The 17972-nt window shown below is 70.4% G+C and carries 17 protein-coding genes; 11 read left to right on the plus strand and 6 right to left on the minus strand.

What is annotated here, in order from left to right:
* The first annotated feature begins 167 nt into the window (after positions 1-167).
* Positions 168-1145 carry an NUDIX hydrolase gene (locus ACVJ1F_RS00195; RefSeq protein WP_456884060.1) on the plus strand — a complete coding sequence of 326 codons (978 nt, stop codon included), beginning with the start codon at positions 168-170 and terminating at the stop codon, positions 1143-1145.
* Positions 1146-1205: 60 nt separating this feature from the next.
* Here the strand turns inward: ACVJ1F_RS00195 and ACVJ1F_RS00200 are convergent, their stop codons facing one another.
* The gene (locus tag ACVJ1F_RS00200; protein ID WP_456884062.1) at positions 1206-2696 is read right to left on the minus strand and encodes a S1C family serine protease; all 1491 of its coding nucleotides are present in this window, start codon (positions 2694-2696) and stop codon (positions 1206-1208) included.
* A gap of 233 nt (positions 2697-2929) precedes the next feature.
* Here ACVJ1F_RS00200 and ACVJ1F_RS00205 point away from each other — a divergent pair, with 233 nt between their 5' ends.
* The 3 genes from ACVJ1F_RS00205 to ACVJ1F_RS00215 all read left to right on the plus strand — a co-directional run bounded on the left by ACVJ1F_RS00205 (position 2930) and on the right by ACVJ1F_RS00215 (position 4822).
* Entirely contained in the window at positions 2930-3418 is a 489-nt protein-coding gene (locus ACVJ1F_RS00205) for an FHA domain-containing protein (RefSeq protein ID WP_056045006.1), read from the plus strand.
* 2 nt (positions 3419-3420) lie between these two features.
* Positions 3421-4119: a transcriptional regulator FtsR gene (ftsR, locus tag ACVJ1F_RS00210; RefSeq protein WP_173150803.1), complete on the plus strand. Its 699-nt coding sequence runs from the start codon at positions 3421-3423 to the stop codon at positions 4117-4119.
* A 154-nt stretch (positions 4120-4273) separates the two neighbouring features.
* Positions 4274-4822 carry a MerR family transcriptional regulator gene (locus ACVJ1F_RS00215; RefSeq protein WP_192123714.1) on the plus strand — a complete coding sequence of 183 codons (549 nt, stop codon included), beginning with the start codon at positions 4274-4276 and terminating at the stop codon, positions 4820-4822.
* A gap of 93 nt (positions 4823-4915) precedes the next feature.
* Here ACVJ1F_RS00215 and ACVJ1F_RS00220 read toward each other — a convergent pair whose 3' ends face one another.
* The gene (locus ACVJ1F_RS00220; RefSeq protein ID WP_054146774.1) at positions 4916-5728 is read right to left on the minus strand and encodes a ParA family protein; all 813 of its coding nucleotides are present in this window, start codon (positions 5726-5728) and stop codon (positions 4916-4918) included.
* Positions 5729-5888: 160 nt separating this feature from the next.
* On the opposite strand from ACVJ1F_RS00220, the gene def reads away from it, so the two are divergent.
* Positions 5889-6386: a peptide deformylase gene (gene def / locus ACVJ1F_RS00225; protein ID WP_056045010.1), complete on the plus strand. Its 498-nt coding sequence runs from the start codon at positions 5889-5891 to the stop codon at positions 6384-6386.
* On the opposite strand, the gene ACVJ1F_RS00230 is transcribed toward def, so the two are convergent.
* The gene (locus ACVJ1F_RS00230; protein WP_456884064.1) at positions 6387-8225 is read right to left on the minus strand and encodes an AMP-dependent synthetase/ligase; all 1839 of its coding nucleotides are present in this window, start codon (positions 8223-8225) and stop codon (positions 6387-6389) included. It abuts the gene before it with no gap.
* A 101-nt stretch (positions 8226-8326) separates the two neighbouring features.
* On the opposite strand from ACVJ1F_RS00230, the gene ACVJ1F_RS00235 reads away from it, so the two are divergent.
* The 3 genes from ACVJ1F_RS00235 to ACVJ1F_RS00245 all read left to right on the plus strand — a co-directional run bounded on the left by ACVJ1F_RS00235 (position 8327) and on the right by ACVJ1F_RS00245 (position 11424).
* Positions 8327-9280: an ROK family glucokinase gene (locus tag ACVJ1F_RS00235; protein ID WP_285063384.1), complete on the plus strand. Its 954-nt coding sequence runs from the start codon at positions 8327-8329 to the stop codon at positions 9278-9280.
* Between the two features lie 30 nt (positions 9281-9310).
* Entirely contained in the window at positions 9311-10000 is a 690-nt protein-coding gene (locus ACVJ1F_RS00240) for a lysophospholipid acyltransferase family protein (protein WP_056045016.1), read from the plus strand.
* Between the two features lie 95 nt (positions 10001-10095).
* The gene (locus tag ACVJ1F_RS00245; RefSeq protein ID WP_056047376.1) at positions 10096-11424 is read left to right on the plus strand and encodes a class II 3-deoxy-7-phosphoheptulonate synthase; all 1329 of its coding nucleotides are present in this window, start codon (positions 10096-10098) and stop codon (positions 11422-11424) included.
* 112 nt (positions 11425-11536) lie between these two features.
* Here the strand turns inward: ACVJ1F_RS00245 and pknB are convergent, their stop codons facing one another.
* Together pknB and ACVJ1F_RS00255 are read right to left on the minus strand one after the other, a co-directional pair.
* Positions 11537-13489, minus strand: coding sequence for a Stk1 family PASTA domain-containing Ser/Thr kinase (gene pknB / locus ACVJ1F_RS00250; RefSeq protein WP_456884066.1), 1953 nt, complete (start codon positions 13487-13489; stop codon positions 11537-11539).
* A 93-nt stretch (positions 13490-13582) separates the two neighbouring features.
* The gene (locus ACVJ1F_RS00255) at positions 13583-14929 is read right to left on the minus strand and encodes a LysM peptidoglycan-binding domain-containing protein (protein ID WP_456884068.1); all 1347 of its coding nucleotides are present in this window, start codon (positions 14927-14929) and stop codon (positions 13583-13585) included.
* A gap of 194 nt (positions 14930-15123) precedes the next feature.
* On the opposite strand from ACVJ1F_RS00255, the gene ACVJ1F_RS00260 reads away from it, so the two are divergent.
* Positions 15124-15480, plus strand: a complete 357-nt coding sequence (locus ACVJ1F_RS00260; protein WP_456884070.1) for an Rv2175c family DNA-binding protein — start codon at positions 15124-15126, stop codon at positions 15478-15480.
* Positions 15481-15536: 56 nt separating this feature from the next.
* Here ACVJ1F_RS00260 and ACVJ1F_RS00265 read toward each other — a convergent pair whose 3' ends face one another.
* Positions 15537-16658, minus strand: a complete 1122-nt coding sequence (locus ACVJ1F_RS00265) for a polyprenyl synthetase family protein (RefSeq protein WP_456884071.1) — start codon at positions 16656-16658, stop codon at positions 15537-15539.
* 110 nt (positions 16659-16768) lie between these two features.
* On the opposite strand from ACVJ1F_RS00265, the gene ACVJ1F_RS00270 reads away from it, so the two are divergent.
* Together ACVJ1F_RS00270 and mraZ are read left to right on the plus strand one after the other, a co-directional pair.
* Complete coding sequence (locus tag ACVJ1F_RS00270; RefSeq protein WP_456884073.1) at positions 16769-17167, plus strand: DUF3040 domain-containing protein; 399 nt, start codon at positions 16769-16771, stop codon at positions 17165-17167.
* 273 nt (positions 17168-17440) lie between these two features.
* Positions 17441-17872 carry a division/cell wall cluster transcriptional repressor MraZ gene (gene mraZ, locus ACVJ1F_RS00275; RefSeq protein ID WP_055973040.1) on the plus strand — a complete coding sequence of 144 codons (432 nt, stop codon included), beginning with the start codon at positions 17441-17443 and terminating at the stop codon, positions 17870-17872.
* Positions 17873-17972 lie beyond the last annotated feature (100 nt).

Below are 17972 nucleotides of genomic sequence, written 5' to 3' on the forward strand. Positions count from 1 at the left end.
ACCCGGGGAGGGCTGGCCCGACATCGGGTTCCGGGCCAGCCCCAGGTGAGCCTTCGGAACTGCCGCACCCATCGGTTTGGTCGCCCGTCACCGGGTCGACCGGTCGACGTGACGTCCTGCGCACGACGCGGCCACCGCCTCCTCGTCCCTGTGGCAAGCTCGACCGTGTGAACACGCACGAGCCCGCGGACGGCTGGGTCGAGGCCCCCGACGGGCGTCGGTTCTGGGGCCGTGCCGGTGCCGCGGGCCTGCTCGTCGTCGACCCGGACGACCGGGTGCTGTTGCAGCACCGGGCCGACTGGAGCCACTTCGGTGGCACCTGGGGGCTCCCCGGCGGAGCCCGCCACCACGACGAGAGCGCGGTGCAGGGCGCTCTGCGCGAGAGCGGCGAAGAGGCGGCGGTGCCGGCCGACGCGCTGCGCCTGCTGTTCGCCGCCGAGCTCGACCTCGGCTTCTGGTCGTACACGACCGTCGTGGCCCGGGCCGTGCGCCCGTTCGAGCCCGTCGTCTCGGACGCCGAGAGCATCGCCCTGGGCTGGGTGCCCGTCGACGAGGTGGCCGACCTCCCGCTCCATCCCGGATTCGCCGCGTCGTGGCCGAGGCTCCGGTCCGAACTCGGGGGCCGGGTGCACGTCGTCGTCGACGTCGCGAACGTCCTCGGCTCACGTCCCGACGGGTGGTGGCGCGATCGGGTCGGTGCCACGACCCGGTTCCTGGAGTCCCTCTCGCGGGGTGCCCGGGACGGAGTGGCCGAGGCGCTCGTCGCACCCGGTGGCGGCGGGACCCCCGCGGCGACGGGTCGGCCGGACGCCGACGACTCGCCGAAGGACGCCGCGGCGTTCGCGGACGGCTCCACCGGCGAGCCTCCCGGGGCGCCCACCTGGCGGTGGCCGGACGTGACGGCCGTCGTCGAGGGCGAGGCCCGTGCCGTCGGTGGATCGTTCCCCGGCCTGACCGTCGTCCGGGCCGAGGCCGACGGCGACTCGGCGATCGTGGCCCGCGTGCATGACCTGCGGGACGTGTCCGGCGTGCCGCCGCGCGTCGTCGTCGTCACCGCCGACCGCGGCCTCGCCGACCGGGTCCAAGCCCTCGGGGCCACCCTCGTGCGTCCAGGCGCCCTCCGCCGCGCGGTCGGCCTCGACTGACACGGACGAACGGCCCGCTCCACCGGTCGGTGGAGCGGGCCGTTCGCGTCCGGTCCCGGGTCAGGCGGCGGGGCCGTCGCCCAGCGTGACGGTCGCGGTGTGGGACGCGCCCGTCGTGTCGGTCCAGGTGACGGAGACCTGGTCACCCGAGTCGTGCGCCTGGATCGCGGCGGTGAGTGCGGACGCGTCCGCCACGGCCGTGCCGTCGATCGCGGTGATCACGTCCCCGGCGACCAGGCCGGCCGACGCCGCCGCGCTGCCCTCGACCGTGCCGGCGATCGTGACGCCGCCCGCGGTGCCGGTCGCCGTGCTCGAGATCTGCGCGCCGAGGAAGGCGGGCAGGCCGATCTGCACGGTCGAGCTCCCCGTGCCCGACTGGATCTGCTTGGCGATGGCCAGGGCGTGGTCGATCGGGATGGCGTAGCCGGTCACCGTCGACGATCCCTGCGATGCGGCCGTGACGATGCCGACGACGTCGCCGTCACCGTCGCGGAGGGGACCGCCGGAGTCGCCCGACACCACGTCCGCATCGACCTCGATGAGACCGGACAGCGACTCGGTCCCCAATCCCGACTCGCTCTGCACCGTGATCGACTGGTCCGTGGCGAGGACGGTGCCCTGGGCGGTGACGAGGTCGCCCGTGCCCTCGGCGTTGCCCGTCGAGTGGACGACGTCCCCCGTGGCGACGTCGCCGGACGCGTCGAAGCTCACCGGGGTGAGGCCCGTCGCGTCCTGCAGCTTCAGCACGGCCACGTCGTTCGTGGCATCCGTGCCGACGACGTCGGCCGTGTAGGTCGTGCCGGTGGACTCGACGGTCACCTGGATGCTGGTCGCGCCCTGCACGACGTGGTTGTTCGTCAGGATGAGCCCTCCGGAGGTCAGGATCATGCCCGTGCCGGCGGATTTGTACGAGGCGTCGTAGTTCAGCGTCGACACGATGGTCACGACGCCGGCCGTCTCCTCGGCGGTGGCCGCGGTGGCGCTGGTCTGGGTCGAGGTGCCCTGCGACGAACCGTCCTGCGACGACCCGTCCTGGGGGCTCGAACCCCCGAAGGGCGATGCCGGGTCGCTCGATCCACCTCCCGGCCGCGTGAGCTGGGGGAGCAGCTCGAGCGCCTGCCGTTCGCTCGCGGCCTGGGCCGCCGCGGTGCCGGCGGAGCGACCGGCGGCGTAGGCGCCGCCGCCCGCCGCACCCGCGACGATGACGACGGCGGCGGCCGCGCCGGTGAGGGCGAACCACTTCTTCGAGCGGCGCGGCCTCGGGGTGCCGCCGAAGGCCGGGGGCACCGTGCCGTCCGCGCCGTCGCCACCCCGCTCCGTCGACGCGCCGGCCGCCGCGTCGTAGGCCTGGTGGGCGTCGTCGCGGGCCATCCAGGTGGGAGCCGCCGACACGTAGCGTGCGTCCGACGCGCCGGTGACGTGGGGGAGCGTGTGCGCCTCGGCGGGCTGCTCGACGCCCTCGCCGGCAGGCGGGGCGGTCGACGGGGAGGGCGTCACGGGCGTGGCGTCGTTCGGGGTGCCGGTCGTGTTGTCGCCGTCTCGGTCGTTCATGGTGTGCCTCCTGTGGCGGTGGTGGTGACGTGGGGTCCATGGAACGGCGTGACCCCAAGAGATCCCTATGACCGGACCGTGAGGCGGTGGGGAGTCCCATGAGGAGGCGCGGTGAACGGAGCCGAGATCGGCTCACCATCGCGCGCACCGCGATCCGCGCGGGTCGGTCCCCGAAATCGGTTCCCGACGAGGGTCGGAGTTCCGATACGCTGGGACGCCAAAGGAGGTCCACGATGGCAGAGCCCGCCAACCCGGCACCCGGCGAGCAGGACCGCGCTCCCGGCGCCCCTCGCGAGGTCGACACGACCCTCAGCTTCAACGAAGAGTTCCAGGCGCAACTGGCCGCTCTCGAGAGCGGCGTGTCCACCGACGAGCGTGACGCCGTCGCCGCACTGCCTTCGGGCTCCGCGCTGCTCGTGGTCCGTCGTGGCCCCAACATCGGCGCCCGGTTCCTCCTCGACTCGGACGTCACGGTCGCCGGACGTCACCCCGAGGCCGGCATCTTCCTCGACGACGTCACGGTCAGTCGCAAGCACGCCGAGTTCCGTCGCGAGGGCAGCACCTTCAGCGTGCGCGACCTCGGGTCGCTGAACGGCACCTACTTCGACGGCGTCCGCATCGACGAGGCCCGGCTCTCCGACGGAGCCGAGGTCCAGGTCGGCAAGTTCCGCCTCACGTTCTACGCATCGCGGGTCGACCTCGCGAACCTGGCGATCAAGTAGTCGTGCCCCGCACCGCCACCGCCCGGTCGTCGCAGACCGGGCCGTCCGACCTGCTGACGATCGGGCAGGTCCTCTCACGGCTCAAGCCCGAGTTCCCCGACCTGTCGAACAGCAAGCTGCGCTTCCTCGAAGAGCGCGAGTTGGTCACCCCGGTGCGCACGCCGTCCGGCTACCGCAAGTTCTCCCCGGCGGACGTCGAGCGCCTCCGCTTCATCCTCGGTCTGCAGCGCGACCACTACCTGCCGCTCAAGGTCATCAGGCAACACCTCGCCGACCTCGACGCGGGCCGACCGGCGTCGCTGCCGTCCGGGGCGGCGCCCGTCTCGATCCTGACCCACGGTCGGCGACTCGGTCGCGACGAGTTGCTCCGCGAGACCGGCGCCACGACCGCCCTGCTCGACGAGGCCGTCTCGGCTTCTCTCCTCCCGTCGGCGGGGCACTACGGCGACGAGTCGATCTCTGTGCTGTCGGCCCTGGTCGAGCTGGGCAGGTCGGGCATCGAGCCTCGTCACCTCCGGACGGTCCGGGCCTCGGTCGACCGCGAACTCGGCCTGATCGAGACGGCCCTCGCGCCACTCGCCCGGAAGCACGACGCGGCCTCCCGGGCGCGGGTCGCCGAGCTCTCCCGTGAGCTCGCGGCGCAGGTCGACGTCGTCCGGTCGGGGCTCGTCCGGTCGGCTCTCGGGCGACTCGACGCCTAGACGTCTGCCCTCCGGGCGAATATCCTCGACACGCCGACCCGTCGATGCGAATGTCGCCCAGGCAGCTCCCCGTTGTGGGTACCGTGAGTCCTGTACAACCATCAACCCGATGTTGAACGTTGAGCTCCGGAAGTAGAACGTGGAAGGCAACAGCATGAGTGAGTCAGGTTCCTCCGAGGAATCCCGCTACGAGCTGGGTCTGCTCTTCACCGACGGCCTGCCCGAACACGACGCCGACAGCGGCTACCGCGGTACGGTCGCGGCCAAGGCCGCCGGCATCAGCTACCGCCAGCTCGACTACTGGGCCCGCACCGAACTCGTCCAGCCGACCATCCGCGGCGCGGCCGGCTCCGGTTCGCAACGCCTCTACGGGTTCCGCGACATCCTCGTCCTCAAACTCGTCAAGCGCCTCCTCGACACGGGCATCTCGCTCCAGCAGATCCGCACGGCCGTCAACCAGCTCCGTGAGGCCGGGGTGAACGACCTCGCCCAGACGACCCTGATGAGCGACGGTGCGAGCGTCTACCTGTGCACGTCGGACGACGAGGTCATCGACCTCGTCAGCCGCGGTCAAGGCGTGTTCGGCATCGCCGTGGGCAAGGTCCTCCGCGAGGTCGAGTCGAGTCTCGTCGAGATCGACAGCACCCCCGCCGCCGATCCCTCCGACGAGCTCGCGGCGCGACGCGGCACCCGAGCCAGCTGACCACACCTCGACCGCGAGTGGCGGTCGAGGACGACGAAGGCCCCGCACGAGATCGTGCGGGGCCTTCGTCGTGTGCAGCTGGGACCGCGGAGGTCAGCGGGCAGCAGGCTCGGCGTAGTCGCCGATCTTGGCCGTCCGCATGATGCGTTCGAGGAGCTGGTCGAAGTTGCGGGCCATCTCCTGGGCGCTCTCACCGGGCCAGGCGTGCAGCGGCTTGGCGGCACCCTGTGCCTGTTGCAGCGACGTACGCTCGGGCAGCTGGGGTGACAGGACGAGGGGGCCGAACATGTCACGCAGCTCCTTGATGCGGAACTGGTGCTCGAGGGACTGCACCCGGGCCCGGTTGACGATGATGCCGAGGGGCTGGAGGCGCGGTGACAGGCCTCGACGGATCTCCTCGATCGCCCGGAGCGCCCGGTCGGCGGCGGCCACGCTGAACAGACCCGGTTCGGTGACGACCGTCACGCGGTCGGATGCGGCCCAGGCCGTGCGTGTGAGGGCGTTGAGTGACGGGGCGCAGTCGATCAGGACGAGGTCGTAGTCGGCCTCGACGTTGGCGAGGGCCTCTTCGAGCTTCCAGATGTCGCGGATCGACGGGTGCGGACCGTCGAAGTTGATGGCCGAGGGGCTGCCGATCATGACGTCGACCTTGCCCTGGCGGCCCTTGGTCCACCCGCTGGGGGCGATCGCCGCCCGGACCGTCTTCTCTTTGGGCGACGCGAGGACGTCCGCGACGTTGAGGTGGCCCGAGACCGTGATGTCGAGGCCGGTCGAGACGTCGGACTGGGGATCGAGGTCGACGACGAGGGTCCTGAGACCTTTGGCGAAGGCGGCCGACGTGAGTCCGAGCGTCACCGTCGTCTTGCCGACGCCCCCTTTGAGAGAGCTGACGCTGAGTACATGCACGACACAGACGATACCTTCACTACTGTTGAATCACCCAACAGCCACGTCGATGCGGCGTGCGTCGGCTTCTGCGAAGCGACAGCACCAGCCCACCCGTCGTCGTCACGGTGTCGGGACCCGTCGACCGCACCACACCCCGACCCACCCCAGGAGGCGCGCCGTGAGCGTGAGACCCATCCGCCTGTTCGGCGATCCCGTCCTTCGATCGGCGTCCGACCCCGTGACGGTCGGCGATCCTCGGCTCGCGTCCCTGGTCGAGGACCTCCTCGACACCGTTCGCGAGCCGGGACGAGCCGGGGTCGCGGCCGCCCAGATCGGCGTGTCGCTCCGAGCCTTCAGCTACAACGTCGACGGTGAGGTCGGATACGTCCTCAACCCCGTCGTCGTCGAGGTGTCCGGAGAGAAGACCCTCGTCGACGAGGGGTGCCTCTCGGTGCCGGGGTTCTGGTTCCCCACCCCCCGCTACGAGTACGCCCGTGTCGAAGGGGTCGACCTCGACGGCCAGGAGGTCGTGCTCGAGGGCACCGGACTCATGGCCCAGGCCCTCCAGCACGAGACGGACCACCTCGACGGGACGCTCTACGTGCTCACCCTCGAACCCGAGACGAAGCGCGAGGCCATGCGAGAGATCCGCGCCGCCGACTGGTGGCGCGCCTGATCACCGTCCCCGTGCGGTGACCGTGCGCACCGACTCGGTGTCGGGGTGGGCGGTGTAGATGTCGGCGATCTGCTGGGCGAAGTCGTTCAGCACGACGGCACGCTTGACGCTCATCTTGGGCGTGAGATGCCCGCCGGCCTCGGTGAACTCGACCGGCAGGATCTCGAACTTGCGGATCGACTCGGCACGCGACACGGCGGCGTTCGCACCGTCGACGGCTCGTTGGACCTCGGCGCGGACCTTGGGGTGCCGGGCGGCCTCGGCCAACGGCATGTCGGCGGCCTCGCCGGCGTTGTTCAACCACACCGGCAGCATCTCCGTGTCGAGGGTGACGAGGGCCGCGACGAACGGCCGCTGGTCGCCCACGACGATGACCTGGCCGACCAGCGGATTGGCCCTGATCGGGTCCTCGAGGGCCGCAGGGGAGACGTTCTTGCCTCCGGCGGTGACGATGATCTCCTTCTTGCGACCGGTGATCGTCAGGTAACCGTCGGCGTCGAGCGAGCCGAGATCGCCGGTGCGGAACCAGCCGTCGTCGAGGACCTCGGCCGTGGCCTCGTCGGCCTTCCAGTACCCCGCGAAGACGTTGACGCCCTTGACGAGCACTTCTCCGTCGGCGGCGATCGTGATGCCGACGCCGGGGAGTGCCGGGCCCACCGTGCCGATCTTGAACTTGGAGACGAGGTTGACGGCCGCAGGCGCCGTGGTCTCGGTCAGTCCGTACCCCTCGAGGATGCGGATGTCGAGACTCCGGAAGAAATGACCCAGTCGTGTGCCGAGCGGAGCCGAACCCGAGACGGCGTAGCGGATGTTGCCGCCCATGGCCTTCTTGAGCTTGCTGTAGACCAGGCGGTCGAACAGTGCGAAGCGGAGCTTGAGCCCCAGGGGCACGGTGCCCTCGTCGAGCGCGCGACTGTGGGCGATCGCGACGGCCACGGCCTGCCGGAAGATGCCGCCCTTGCCCCCGGCCTCGGCTTTCTGCTCCGCCGAGTTGTAGACCTTCTCGAAGACGCGGGGGACCGCGAGCAGGAAGCTCGGCTTGAACGAGGCCAGCGACGGCAGCAACTGCTTCGTGTCCGCCTGGTGCCCGACCTTCACGCCGGCGTGGACCGACATCACGGCGATGAAGCGCGCGAAGACGTGTGCGGTCGTCACGAACAAGAGGGTGGAGGAGCCGGGCGCCACGACGTCGCTCATGGCGACGGCGGCGTTCCGGCTCGTCTCGACGAAGTTGGCGTGGGTGAGCACGCAGCCCTTGGGCCGGCCGGTGGTGCCCGACGTGTAGATGATCGTCGCGACGTCCCCGGCGACGGCCGCGCTCCGGCGGCGTTCGAGTTCGTCGTCGGAGACGTCGACACCGGACGCGGCCAGCTTGTCGAGGTCTCCGAGGTCGACCTGCCAGACCCGTGTCACGGCGGGCAACTCGGGGTGCACCTCGTCGAACCGCGAGAAGTGGTCAGCGGTCTCGACGATGACGGCCACGGCCTCGGAGTCGCTGAGGTTCCAGTGGACCTGTGCCGGCGACGACGTCTCGTAGACGGGCACGAGCAGGGCGCCTGCGAACCAGGTCGCGAAGTCGATGAGCGTCCACTCGTAGCGCGTGCGGCACATCAGGCCGATCTTGTCGCCCGGTTCGACGCCCGCGGCGATCAGGCCCTTCGCGAGTGCGCGCACCTGCTCGAGGAACCGAGCCGCCGTGATGTCGCGCCAGCCGCCTCGTCCGTCCGGCACGGAGAAGAGTGGTTCGTCGGGCGTGGCCGCCGCCCGCGCGAGCAACAGGTCGGTGGCGTTCGCCGACGGGTCGGCGGGGACGGCGGGGGGGACGATGTGTTCGTTCACGGCAGCTCCTTCGGTACCGAACGATGGTCCGACCACCCTAACGCGGCCTCGCAGGAGCGGGTGCCCGAGGTGGTGGGTCGTCGAGGATAGACTCGATCCTCGTGCAGGCAATCGGAATCGACATCGGTGGGACGAAGATCGCGGGCGGGGTGGTCACCGAGTTCGGCGAGATCGTCGACGAAGAGCGCGTGGCGACGCCCGCGGGCGACGCGGGTGCGATCGTCGACGCGGTCGTCGAGATGGTCACCTCCTTGCAGGCACGCCACCCCGACGTCGCCGCCGCCGGTGTCGCGGCGCCCGGCTTCATCGACGCCGCACAGTCGACCGTGTACTACACGCCCAACATCGCGTGGCGCAACGAGCCCCTCCGGGCGCGGCTGTCCGAACGTCTCGACCTGCACATCACCATCGACAACGACGCCAACGCCGCCGGCTGGGCCGAGTTCCGGTTCGGGGCCGGTCGTCTCGCCAGCGACATGATCATGCTCACCATCGGCACGGGGGTGGGCGGTGCCATCGTGGCGCAGGATCGCCTCCTGCGCGGAGGATTCGGCACGGGTGGCGAACTCGGCCACATGCGCATCGTGCCCGACGGTCTGCCCTGCGGCTGCGGGGCCCGTGGGTGCATCGAGCAGTACGGCTCGGGGCGCGCGCTGCTGCGCATCGCCGGTGAGGTGGCCGACGAGGGCGGCCTCGGCCGGGGTCTCGCGGACGTCCGCACGGCGAACGGCGGCGAGCTCTCCGGTCACGACGTCAGCTTGTTGCTGCAGTCCGGTGACGACGGTGCCGTCGAGGCCCTGCGCCGCCTCGGGACCTGGCTCGGACAAGCCGCCGCGTCGCTGAGCGCGATCCTCGATCCGCAGGTGTTCGTCTTCGGCGGCGGGGTCGCGCAATCGGGCGAACTGCTGCTGGCACCCGTCCGCGCGGCCTACCTCGAGCACCTGCCCGCTCGCGGTTACCACCCCGAGCCCGAGTTCGTGATCGCCGAGCTGGTGAACGACGCGGGGGTCGTGGGCGCCGCCGACCTCGCCCGCCTCCACGCCGGCGACCGCTAGACTCCCGACGCCCCGACGAGAGGAGCACCGATGCTCTACTGGTTCCTGAAGACGATGGTCGCGAGTCCGCTCGTCCTGTCGATCTTCCGACCGTGGGTCAGCGGTCGTGAGCACGTCCCGGCCTCGGGTGCCGTCATCTTCGCGAGCAACCACCTCTCGTTCGTCGACTCGATCTTCCTGCCGCTCGCCCTCGATCGGCGCATCTCCTTCCTCGCCAAGAGCGACTACTTCACCGGCAAGGGCATCAAGGGGTGGGCCATCCGTCTGTTCTTCACGGCCACGGGTCAGCTCTCCATCGACCGATCCGGGGGCAAGGCCTCCGAGGCGTCGCTGGCGACGGGCCTGTCCGTCCTCCGTCGAGGCGAGCAACTCGGCATCTACCCCGAGGGCACCCGCAGCCCCGACGGCAAGCTGTACCGCGGTCGGACGGGCGTGGCGCGCATGATCCTCGAGGGTCACGTGCCCGTGATCCCCGTCGCCATGATCGGAACCGAGAAGGTGATGAAGACCGGTACCAAGATCCCTCGCCTGCACCGGGTCGGGATCGTGTTCGGTGAACCCCTCGACTTCAGCCGCTTCGAGGGCATGGAAGGCGACCGCTTCATCCTGCGGTCCATCACCGACGAGATCATGTACGAGCTCAACGCCCTCAGTGGCCAGCAGTACAGCGACGTCTACGCGACCAGCGTCAAAGAGAAGCGCCCGACCCTTTCACGGTAGGCTCGCCTGTCGAGGTCGTTCGGCCTCGAGACCGTCAAGTGGCAAGGAAGACCGTGGCCCAGCTCACCGAACCGTTCGTCGTCACCGATCCCGACGTGATCGACGGTCTCGACCATTGGCGCACGCTCCCCATCAAGCAGCAGCCCACCTGGCACGACGGTGCAGCCGTCGAGGCCGCCTCGGCCGAGCTGTCCACCCTGCCTCCGCTCGTCTTCGCCGGCGAGGTCGACACGTTGCGCACCAGGCTGGCGTCGGCGGCCCGGGGCGAAGCGTTCCTGCTGCAGGGTGGTGACTGCGCCGAGACCTTCGCGGGAGCGACCGCGGACCAGATCCGCGACCGCGTCAAGACCATCCTGCAGATGGCCGTCGTCCTCACGTACGGCGCGTCCGTCCCCGTGATCAAGATGGGCCGCATGGCCGGGCAGTTCGCCAAGCCGCGCTCGAGCGACACCGAGACCCGGGACGGCGTCACCCTGCCGGCCTACCGCGGTGACATCGTGAACGGATACGACTTCACCCCCGAGTCCCGACGTGCGGATGCCTCGCGGCTCGTGAAGGGCTACCACACCTCCGCCTCGACCATCAATCTGATCCGGGCCTTCACGCAAGGTGGGTTCGCCGACCTCCGCCAGGTGCACAGCTGGAACCAGGGCTTCGCCCGCAACCCGGCCAACGCCGAGTACGAGCACCTCGCCCGTGAGATCGACAAGGCGATCCGGTTCATGGAGGCGGCGGGGGCCGACTTCGACGAACTGAAGCGCGTCGAGTTCTACACCAGCCACGAGGGCCTGCTCATGGACTACGAGCGCCCCCTGACCCGCATCGACTCGCGCACGGGTACGCCGTACGTGCTGTCGTCGCACTTCGTGTGGATCGGCGAGCGGACCCGCGACCTCGACGGTGCCCACGTCGACTTCCTCTCCCGGGTGCGCAACCCGATCGGCGTCAAGCTCGGCCCGACGACGACGGCCGACGACATGTTGCGCCTCATCGACAAGCTCGATCCCGAGCGTGAGCCCGGGCGCCTGACCTTCATCACCCGCATGGGGGCGGGCACCATCCGGGATGCCCTGCCTCCCCTCCTCGAGGCCATCAAGAAGGCCGACGCGACGCCCCTGTGGGTCAGCGATCCGATGCACGGCAACGGTCTGACGACGCCCACGGGCTACAAGACCCGGCGCTTCGAAGAGATCATGGACGAGGTCAAGGGGTTCTTCGAGGCACACCGTGCCGCGGGCACCCACCCGGGCGGAATCCACATCGAGCTGACCGGCGACGACGTCACCGAGTGCCTGGGTGGTTCCGAGCACATCGACGAGGCGACGCTCGCCACGCGCTACGAGTCGCTCTGCGACCCCCGCCTCAACCACATGCAGTCGCTCGAACTGGCCTTCCTGGTGGCCGAGGAACTCGCGGCCGACTGAGCCCGGTCGACACGGCGACGGCCCCGGGACCCTCGGTCCCGGGGCCGTCACCCTGTCGGTGCCCTCGACCTCAGAGCTCGTCGGTGCCCTCGGCCTCAGGGGAGGCCGAGACTCATTCCACCCGGTACGTGAGCGTGATCGTCGCACCCTTGGTCGCGGTCAGGCCGGCTACGGGGTTCGTCTCGGTGACCGGCAGGCGGGCCTCCCAGTCGTAGAACGCACACGTGAAGGCCGTGCAGGTCGGGTAGCTCACCCGGAAGCCGAGACCCTGCAACTGGGACGTGGCCGCGTCGATGGTCTTGCCTCGGACGTCCGGGATGGTGATGGGCGGCGGGCCCTTCGACACGACGAGGTTGACCGTGTCGCCTTGTCGGAGCGGACCCTCGGCCTGCTGTTCGTACCGGATGACCTCCCCGGAGGCGACCGCATCGCTGAATTCCGTTCCGCTCTCCACACCCGTCAACTGTGCCCCCGCGAGAGCGCCCTGCGCGTCCGCCACCGAGAGGCCCGCCACGTCCGGGACGGGGCCGAGCGAGACGGTGAGCGTCACGGGTCGTCGTTCTCCGTACTGGGCTGTTCCGGCGAGATCGACCGGCGTGCCCGCGTCGTCCACGCCACTGATCCCGAGGACGGTGCCGGCGGCCGACTCGTCGAACTGGCTCGACGTCGGCTCCAGCGTGAAGTCCGAGAGTGCTTCGGTGGCCGCGGTCTCGGTGTCGCCGACGACGGTCGGGACCGGGAGTTGCCGGGGCCCCTGGGAGACGACCAGGGTGATCGTGGACCCCTTCTGCACTCGGGTCGTGGCGTCGGGGTCCGTGCGCGCGACCTGGCCCGAGGGCACCACCGGGGAGAAGTCCGTCTGGGGATCGGGGGCGACCACGAAGCCGGCCGACGTGAGGGCGGCCGTCGCCGCGTCCGGTGCCCGTCCTGACACGTCGGGGACGGACGCCTGCGCCCCGGGACCCGAGCCGAACCACCAGCCGGTCCCTCCGGCGAGCAGCGCAACCGCGACGACGACGGCCATGAGCACCCGTCCCCGCCGCCGACGACGGTCGGCGACGGCCGCGAGCGTCGTGGCGGCGTCGTCGGGTGCGGCCTGGACCGGCCCGGTCCGGTGTCGTGCCTTGGGCAGGATCTGCGTCTCGCCCGTGCCGCCGGACGGCAGGACGGAAGTCGCGCCCGCGGCAGGGAGCACCATCGTCCGGTTCGCGGGTGGTCCCGAGGGATCGGCCAGGACCCGTTGCACGTCGAGGAGTTGGTCGAGCAGGGCCCGGGCGTCCCTCGGTCGCTGTTCGGGGTCGCGAGCGGTCGCCCAGAGGACGAGCTCGTCCAACTCGACCGGCACGCGGGGGTTGGCGGAGCTCGGGGTGGGGACCGTGTCGTTGGCGTGCTGGTAGGCGATCTGCATGGGCTGGTCGCCCTTGTAGGGCTGCTCGCCCGTGAGCATCTCGTACATCATGATGCCGAGCGCGTAGATGTCGCTGCGGGTGTCGGCGATGCCGCGGGTCACGAGTTCGGGGGAGAGGTACGCGATCGTCCCCAACAGCGCGGCACCCGTGGCGGTGTTGGCCGTCGCGGCCCGCGCCAGGCCGAAGTCGCCGATCTTGATGCGTCCGTCGTCGGCGAGGAGGACGTTCTCGGGCTTGAGGTCGCGGTGCACGATGCCGGCGCGGTGGGCGGCGGCGAGACCGGCGAGGACGGCTTCGAGGATGTCCATCGCCTGCTCGGGCGTCAGCACCTTGTGGTCCTGCAGGAGTTCGCGCAACGTGATGCCGGGCAGGTACTCCATCACCAGGTAGGCCGACTCGTCGTCCTGGCCCTGGTCGAAGACGTTGACGACGTTGGGGTGGGCCAGGCGGGCGGCCGAGCGCGCCTCCTGGATGAAGCGCTCCTTGAACGACGCGTCGTCGGCCAGGTGGCCGTGCATAATCTTGATCGCGACGCGACGTTCGAGTCGCAGGTCGGTGGCCAGGTACACGGTGGCCATGCCACCTCGGGCGATGCGCGAACGGACCTCGTACCGGCCCTCGATGAGACGGCCGATCATCGGGTCAGTCTGGTTCACGCTCACCTTCGTGATTTTACGGACCGAGGGCCGTGCGGGTGTCCCAACTCACCGCACGGCGGAAAACCGCCCAGCAGGTGGGTCGTCCGGGGTTCAGCGCAGGGTCGCGAGCCAGGTGGTGGCCGGAGCTTCCCACTTGGCGTAGGCATCCGGGAACGCCGAGTACTGGACGGCCTGGGCCGCCTTCGTCAGGGACATCGACTGCCACCCCTTGACGTCCAGGAGGCCGCGCGTCTTGCCGGTGTTGGGGTTGCTCGCGCCACCGAAGAAGAGCTTGGTCGCGTGCACCGGGTCGCGCAGCTGGGCGGGGGTGCCCCAACCCGTGCTCGGACGCTGTTGGAAGAGGCCGAGGGAGTCACGGTCGCCGTGGTCGAGGTTGCGGAGGCTGCTCTCCTGGGCGGCCGCGGCCAGGGCGATCACGATCGCACGGTCTCCGACCCCGAGCTGGCGTCCGACCGAGATGATGACCCGGGCGTTGGCGGCCTGCTCGGCGGTCAACGTCGCGCTGACGCCCAGGGGTGCGGCCGACGTCGACGCGACGACGGTCGTGGCGGTCGGCGCGGAGGCGCCGGGGAGGGTGAGGGTCTTGCCGGCGTAGATGGTGCTGGTGAACGAGAGGCCGTTCGCGGCGAGGAGGGCCTTGACGCTCGTCCCCGACTTCGCGGCGATCGAGGCGATGGTGTCACCCCGCTGGATGACGTAGCTGCCCACCGCGGGCCCCCCGGCGGGGGCCGGTGTCGGGGCGGCGGCGGAGGCGCCCGTCGGGACGGTCAGGGTCTGGCCCGGGTAGATGATGCTCGACAGTCCCAGCCCGTTCGCCTGGATGAGCGCGCTGGTCGTGACGCCGTGCGCACGCGCGATGGAACTCAGCGTGTCCCCACGGACGATGACGTACCGGCCGCCCGTCGCTTTGGCCGGGGCGGGCGCGGCGGACGGCTTGGCTGCGGCGCTCGTGGCGGCGCTCAAGCTCAGGGTCTGCCCCGGGAAGATGGTGGACTTCCAACTGAGGCCGTTGAGGGCGAGCACCGACGCGGTGCTCAGACCGAACGAGCCGGCGATGCTCGCGACCGTGTCGCCCGACTTGACGGTGTACGTGGCGGGGGCCGCGCCGAAGACCGTGGCAGAGGTCGCGGCCGTCTCGACCGTGGCCGCGGTCTTCTGCTCGGGCGCGGACAGTCGAGGAGGCAGCACGGGACGCGGTGACGCGTCGGGCTTCTTCGTCGGGTTCTGGTCGAGGGCGAACACGGGGCCCGTGACGCCCATGCTGAGGGCCATCGAGCCCGCCAGGACGATCGGGACGGTGTTGAGCATCGACCGGGCCATGCGGGAGAGGGGCTTGCGCTCGTCTCCGCCACCGAGGGGGCCGAAGGCACTGGTCGACCGGGCGTCCTGGGTCGTCACGGACTCGGAGTCGGGGCGGGCGGAACTGACGTCGTTCATGGGCTGATCCTCGGTTCGGGGGCGGGGACACGGTCGCTGGGTGATCGGTGAGCCGCGGTGCCACGTCGTCCAAAGTTGGCACACGTGGATATCCAAGTCAATCAGCGTGACGGATGTTGCGCATGTGACTCGACCCCCCGAGAGGGAGACGAGGAGGCGCAGCGAGGGCCACGAACCCGTGGCAAGGTTGTGGCGTGACCGATCTCTCTCAACGCCCCTGGTTCGCCGACACCGAATGGCTCACCGTGCCCGACCTCGTCGAGCGGCTCGGCCTCGGCGTGAGCCGCGTCCGGCGCCTTCTCGAGGAGCACGTCCTCGTCGGGACCCGCGTGGACGGCGTCACCAGGGTGCCGGCCGTCTTCCTCGACGGCTCCGAGCCGAGGCACGACCTCCGGGGCACCCTGACGGTCCTGTCGGACAACGGGTTCGACGACGACGAGGCCCTCGACTGGATGCTGTCGCACGACGAGGCCCTCGGCACGAGCCCCGTCGCCGCCCTCCAGGCCGGACGCAAAGCCGAGGTCCGGCGCATCGCGCAGAGCCTGCTCTAGACCTGATCCGTCCCTCTGGCGGCTGCCGATCCTCGGCCGCCCTGGCGCAGGGGGCGTCAGGAGGTGCGGCGCGTGACGGTCTCGGCGAGTCGCGTCAACTGCGTCCGGGCCGACGGCGCGAGTCCCGACCTCTCGAGTGCGTGGACGGCACGCTCCACCTGATCGGTGATCGTCTGCTCGACGGCGTCGACGGCACCGCTGTCGCGGAGCGTCGCCTGGAGCATGCTGATCTGGTCGTCGTCGAGTTCGGGGTCACCGAGGAGTTCGTCCAGCAGGCGGACGGCCCCGGGGGGCAGGGCTCGGCGGGCCGTCGCCACGAGGACGGTGCGCTTGCCCTCTCGGAGGTCGTCGCCCGCGGGCTTTCCCGTGACCGAGGGATCGCCGAAGACGCCGAGGAGGTCGTCACGCAGCTGGTAGGCAATGCCGAGGGGCAGCCCGAAGTGCCGCAGGGACTCGAGGGCTGGCCGGTCGGCCCCGGCCATGGCCGCGCCGACGGTCAGCGGGGCTTCGACGCTGTACTTCGCCGACTTGTAGACGATGACGCGCTGGGCACGCGGCAACAGCTGCACCTCGTCGACCGTCCGCCAGGCGTTCTCCTCGAGGATGTCGAGGTACTGGCCCACCGTGACCTCGGTCCGCATCCGGTTGAGCTCGAGGCGGGCCGCGCGGGCGGCGTCACGGGACGGGAGGGAGTCCAGGGCCTCGCTGAGGAGCTCGTCGCTCCACGCCAGGAGGAGGTCTCCCATGAGGAGGGCTCCCGAGCGACCGAACGCCTCAGGGGACCCGAGCCAGGCCCCCTCGCGGTGCAGGGACTCGAAGCGCCGATGCGCCGCCGGGAGTCCGCGGCGCGTGTCCGAGTTGTCCATGATGTCGTCGTGCACGAGCGCGGCGGCGTGGAAGAACTCGAGCCCCGCCGAAGCGGTCATGACGGCGTCGATCTCGCGTTCGTCGCGGGGCTCCCCGAGGGGATCGAATCCGGTGTCGAGCCCGGCGACGGACTGCCAGCCCCAGTAGCAGAAGAGAGCCCGGAAGCGTTTCCCGCCGCGGAGCAGATCGCCCGAGTAGAGCGAGAATGGATCGAGGTCGGGAGCGATGCCCATGAGGGCCGGTCGCTGACGCTCGAGGAACCGATCGATGCGCTCTTGAACGACGTCCACTAACCGCGTACTCTCAGCCACGCTGCCTAGCCTAGCGATAGCTGTCGGGCATACACTCGCAGCTACTCATCGCGTCGATCCCGAGGCTCCCGCCTCGCGCTTGAGAGCCCGTGCTCGAAGGGAACACCAAGATGCCACTTTCCGAACAGGAGCAGCGGCTCCTCGAAGAGATGGAGCGGAGTCTCTACAACAACGACTCCGACTTCGTGGCGACGGTCGGGACCCGCGGCGCCAGACCCAACTACACGCTGGTCGTGGTCGGGGTCCTCGGGGCGCTCGTCGGCATCGCCGTGATCGTCGCGGGCGTCATCTTCCGCCAGCCCTTGATCGGCGTGGCGGGGTTCGTGGTCATGCTCGCCGGCGTGCTGTTCGCCATCGCGCCTCCCAAGCGGAAGCGGTCCTCGACGGCCTCGATGCCGTCGGCTCCCCGTTCCTCCACCTCCCGCCCCGCGCATCCCGCCAAGGGGGGCCTGATGGATCGACTCAACGACCGGTGGGACCGCCGCCAGGACGGCGACGAGCGCTCCTAGACGCCACCAGCACCACGACCACAGGGGTCGGCCTTATGGCCGGCCCCTTTTTCGTGCGCCCATCCATCCTGCAGGAGGCGCGCGACACGCAGGACGCGCCTCCTCGTGGTCCTTTTCCTCCACCGTCCTCCACCCGTGTGGCCCCCGAACTGGAGCGGATCGCAGGCCGGACACGCGGCGGAGGACCCGCCTTTTCATTGTCTCGTGGTGGGTTGTGGAGTAAAGTGGAGGTACGTGCCACAGACGGGGTGCGGGGCGAGGGGAGACGGGCGCATGTTCCTCGGCACCTATTCGCCCAAGCTCGACGAGAAAGGGCGCATCATCCTCCCCGCGAAATTCCGTGACGAACTGGCTTCCGGCCTCGTCATGACCCGTGGGCAAGAGCGGTGCGTCTACGTCTTCAGCCAGCGCGAGTTCGAAGACATGCACTCGCGCATCCGTCAGGCGCCCGTCACGAGCAAGCAGGCCCGCGACTACATGCGCCTCTTCCTCTCGGGCGCGAGCGACGAGATCCCCGACAAGCAGCACCGGGTCACCATCCCGGCGACACTGCGCGAGTACGCCGGCCTCGGCCGTGACCTCACCGTCATCGGCGCGGGAAACCGTGCCGAGATCTGGGCCACCGACGCCTGGAACACCTACTACGAGGCCCAGGAGGCCGAGTTCGCCAACACCACCGAGGAGGTGATCCCCGGGCTCTTCTAGCCCGTGGGCCCCGACCCTCAGCCGTCAGCCCTGGCGCACCTTCCCCGGTGCCAGGTCCCGACGGATGGGGATCAGGGCCGACGAGCACAGCCCGTGTCGT

The sequence above is a fragment of the Frigoribacterium sp. 2355 genome, assembly GCF_054060695.1.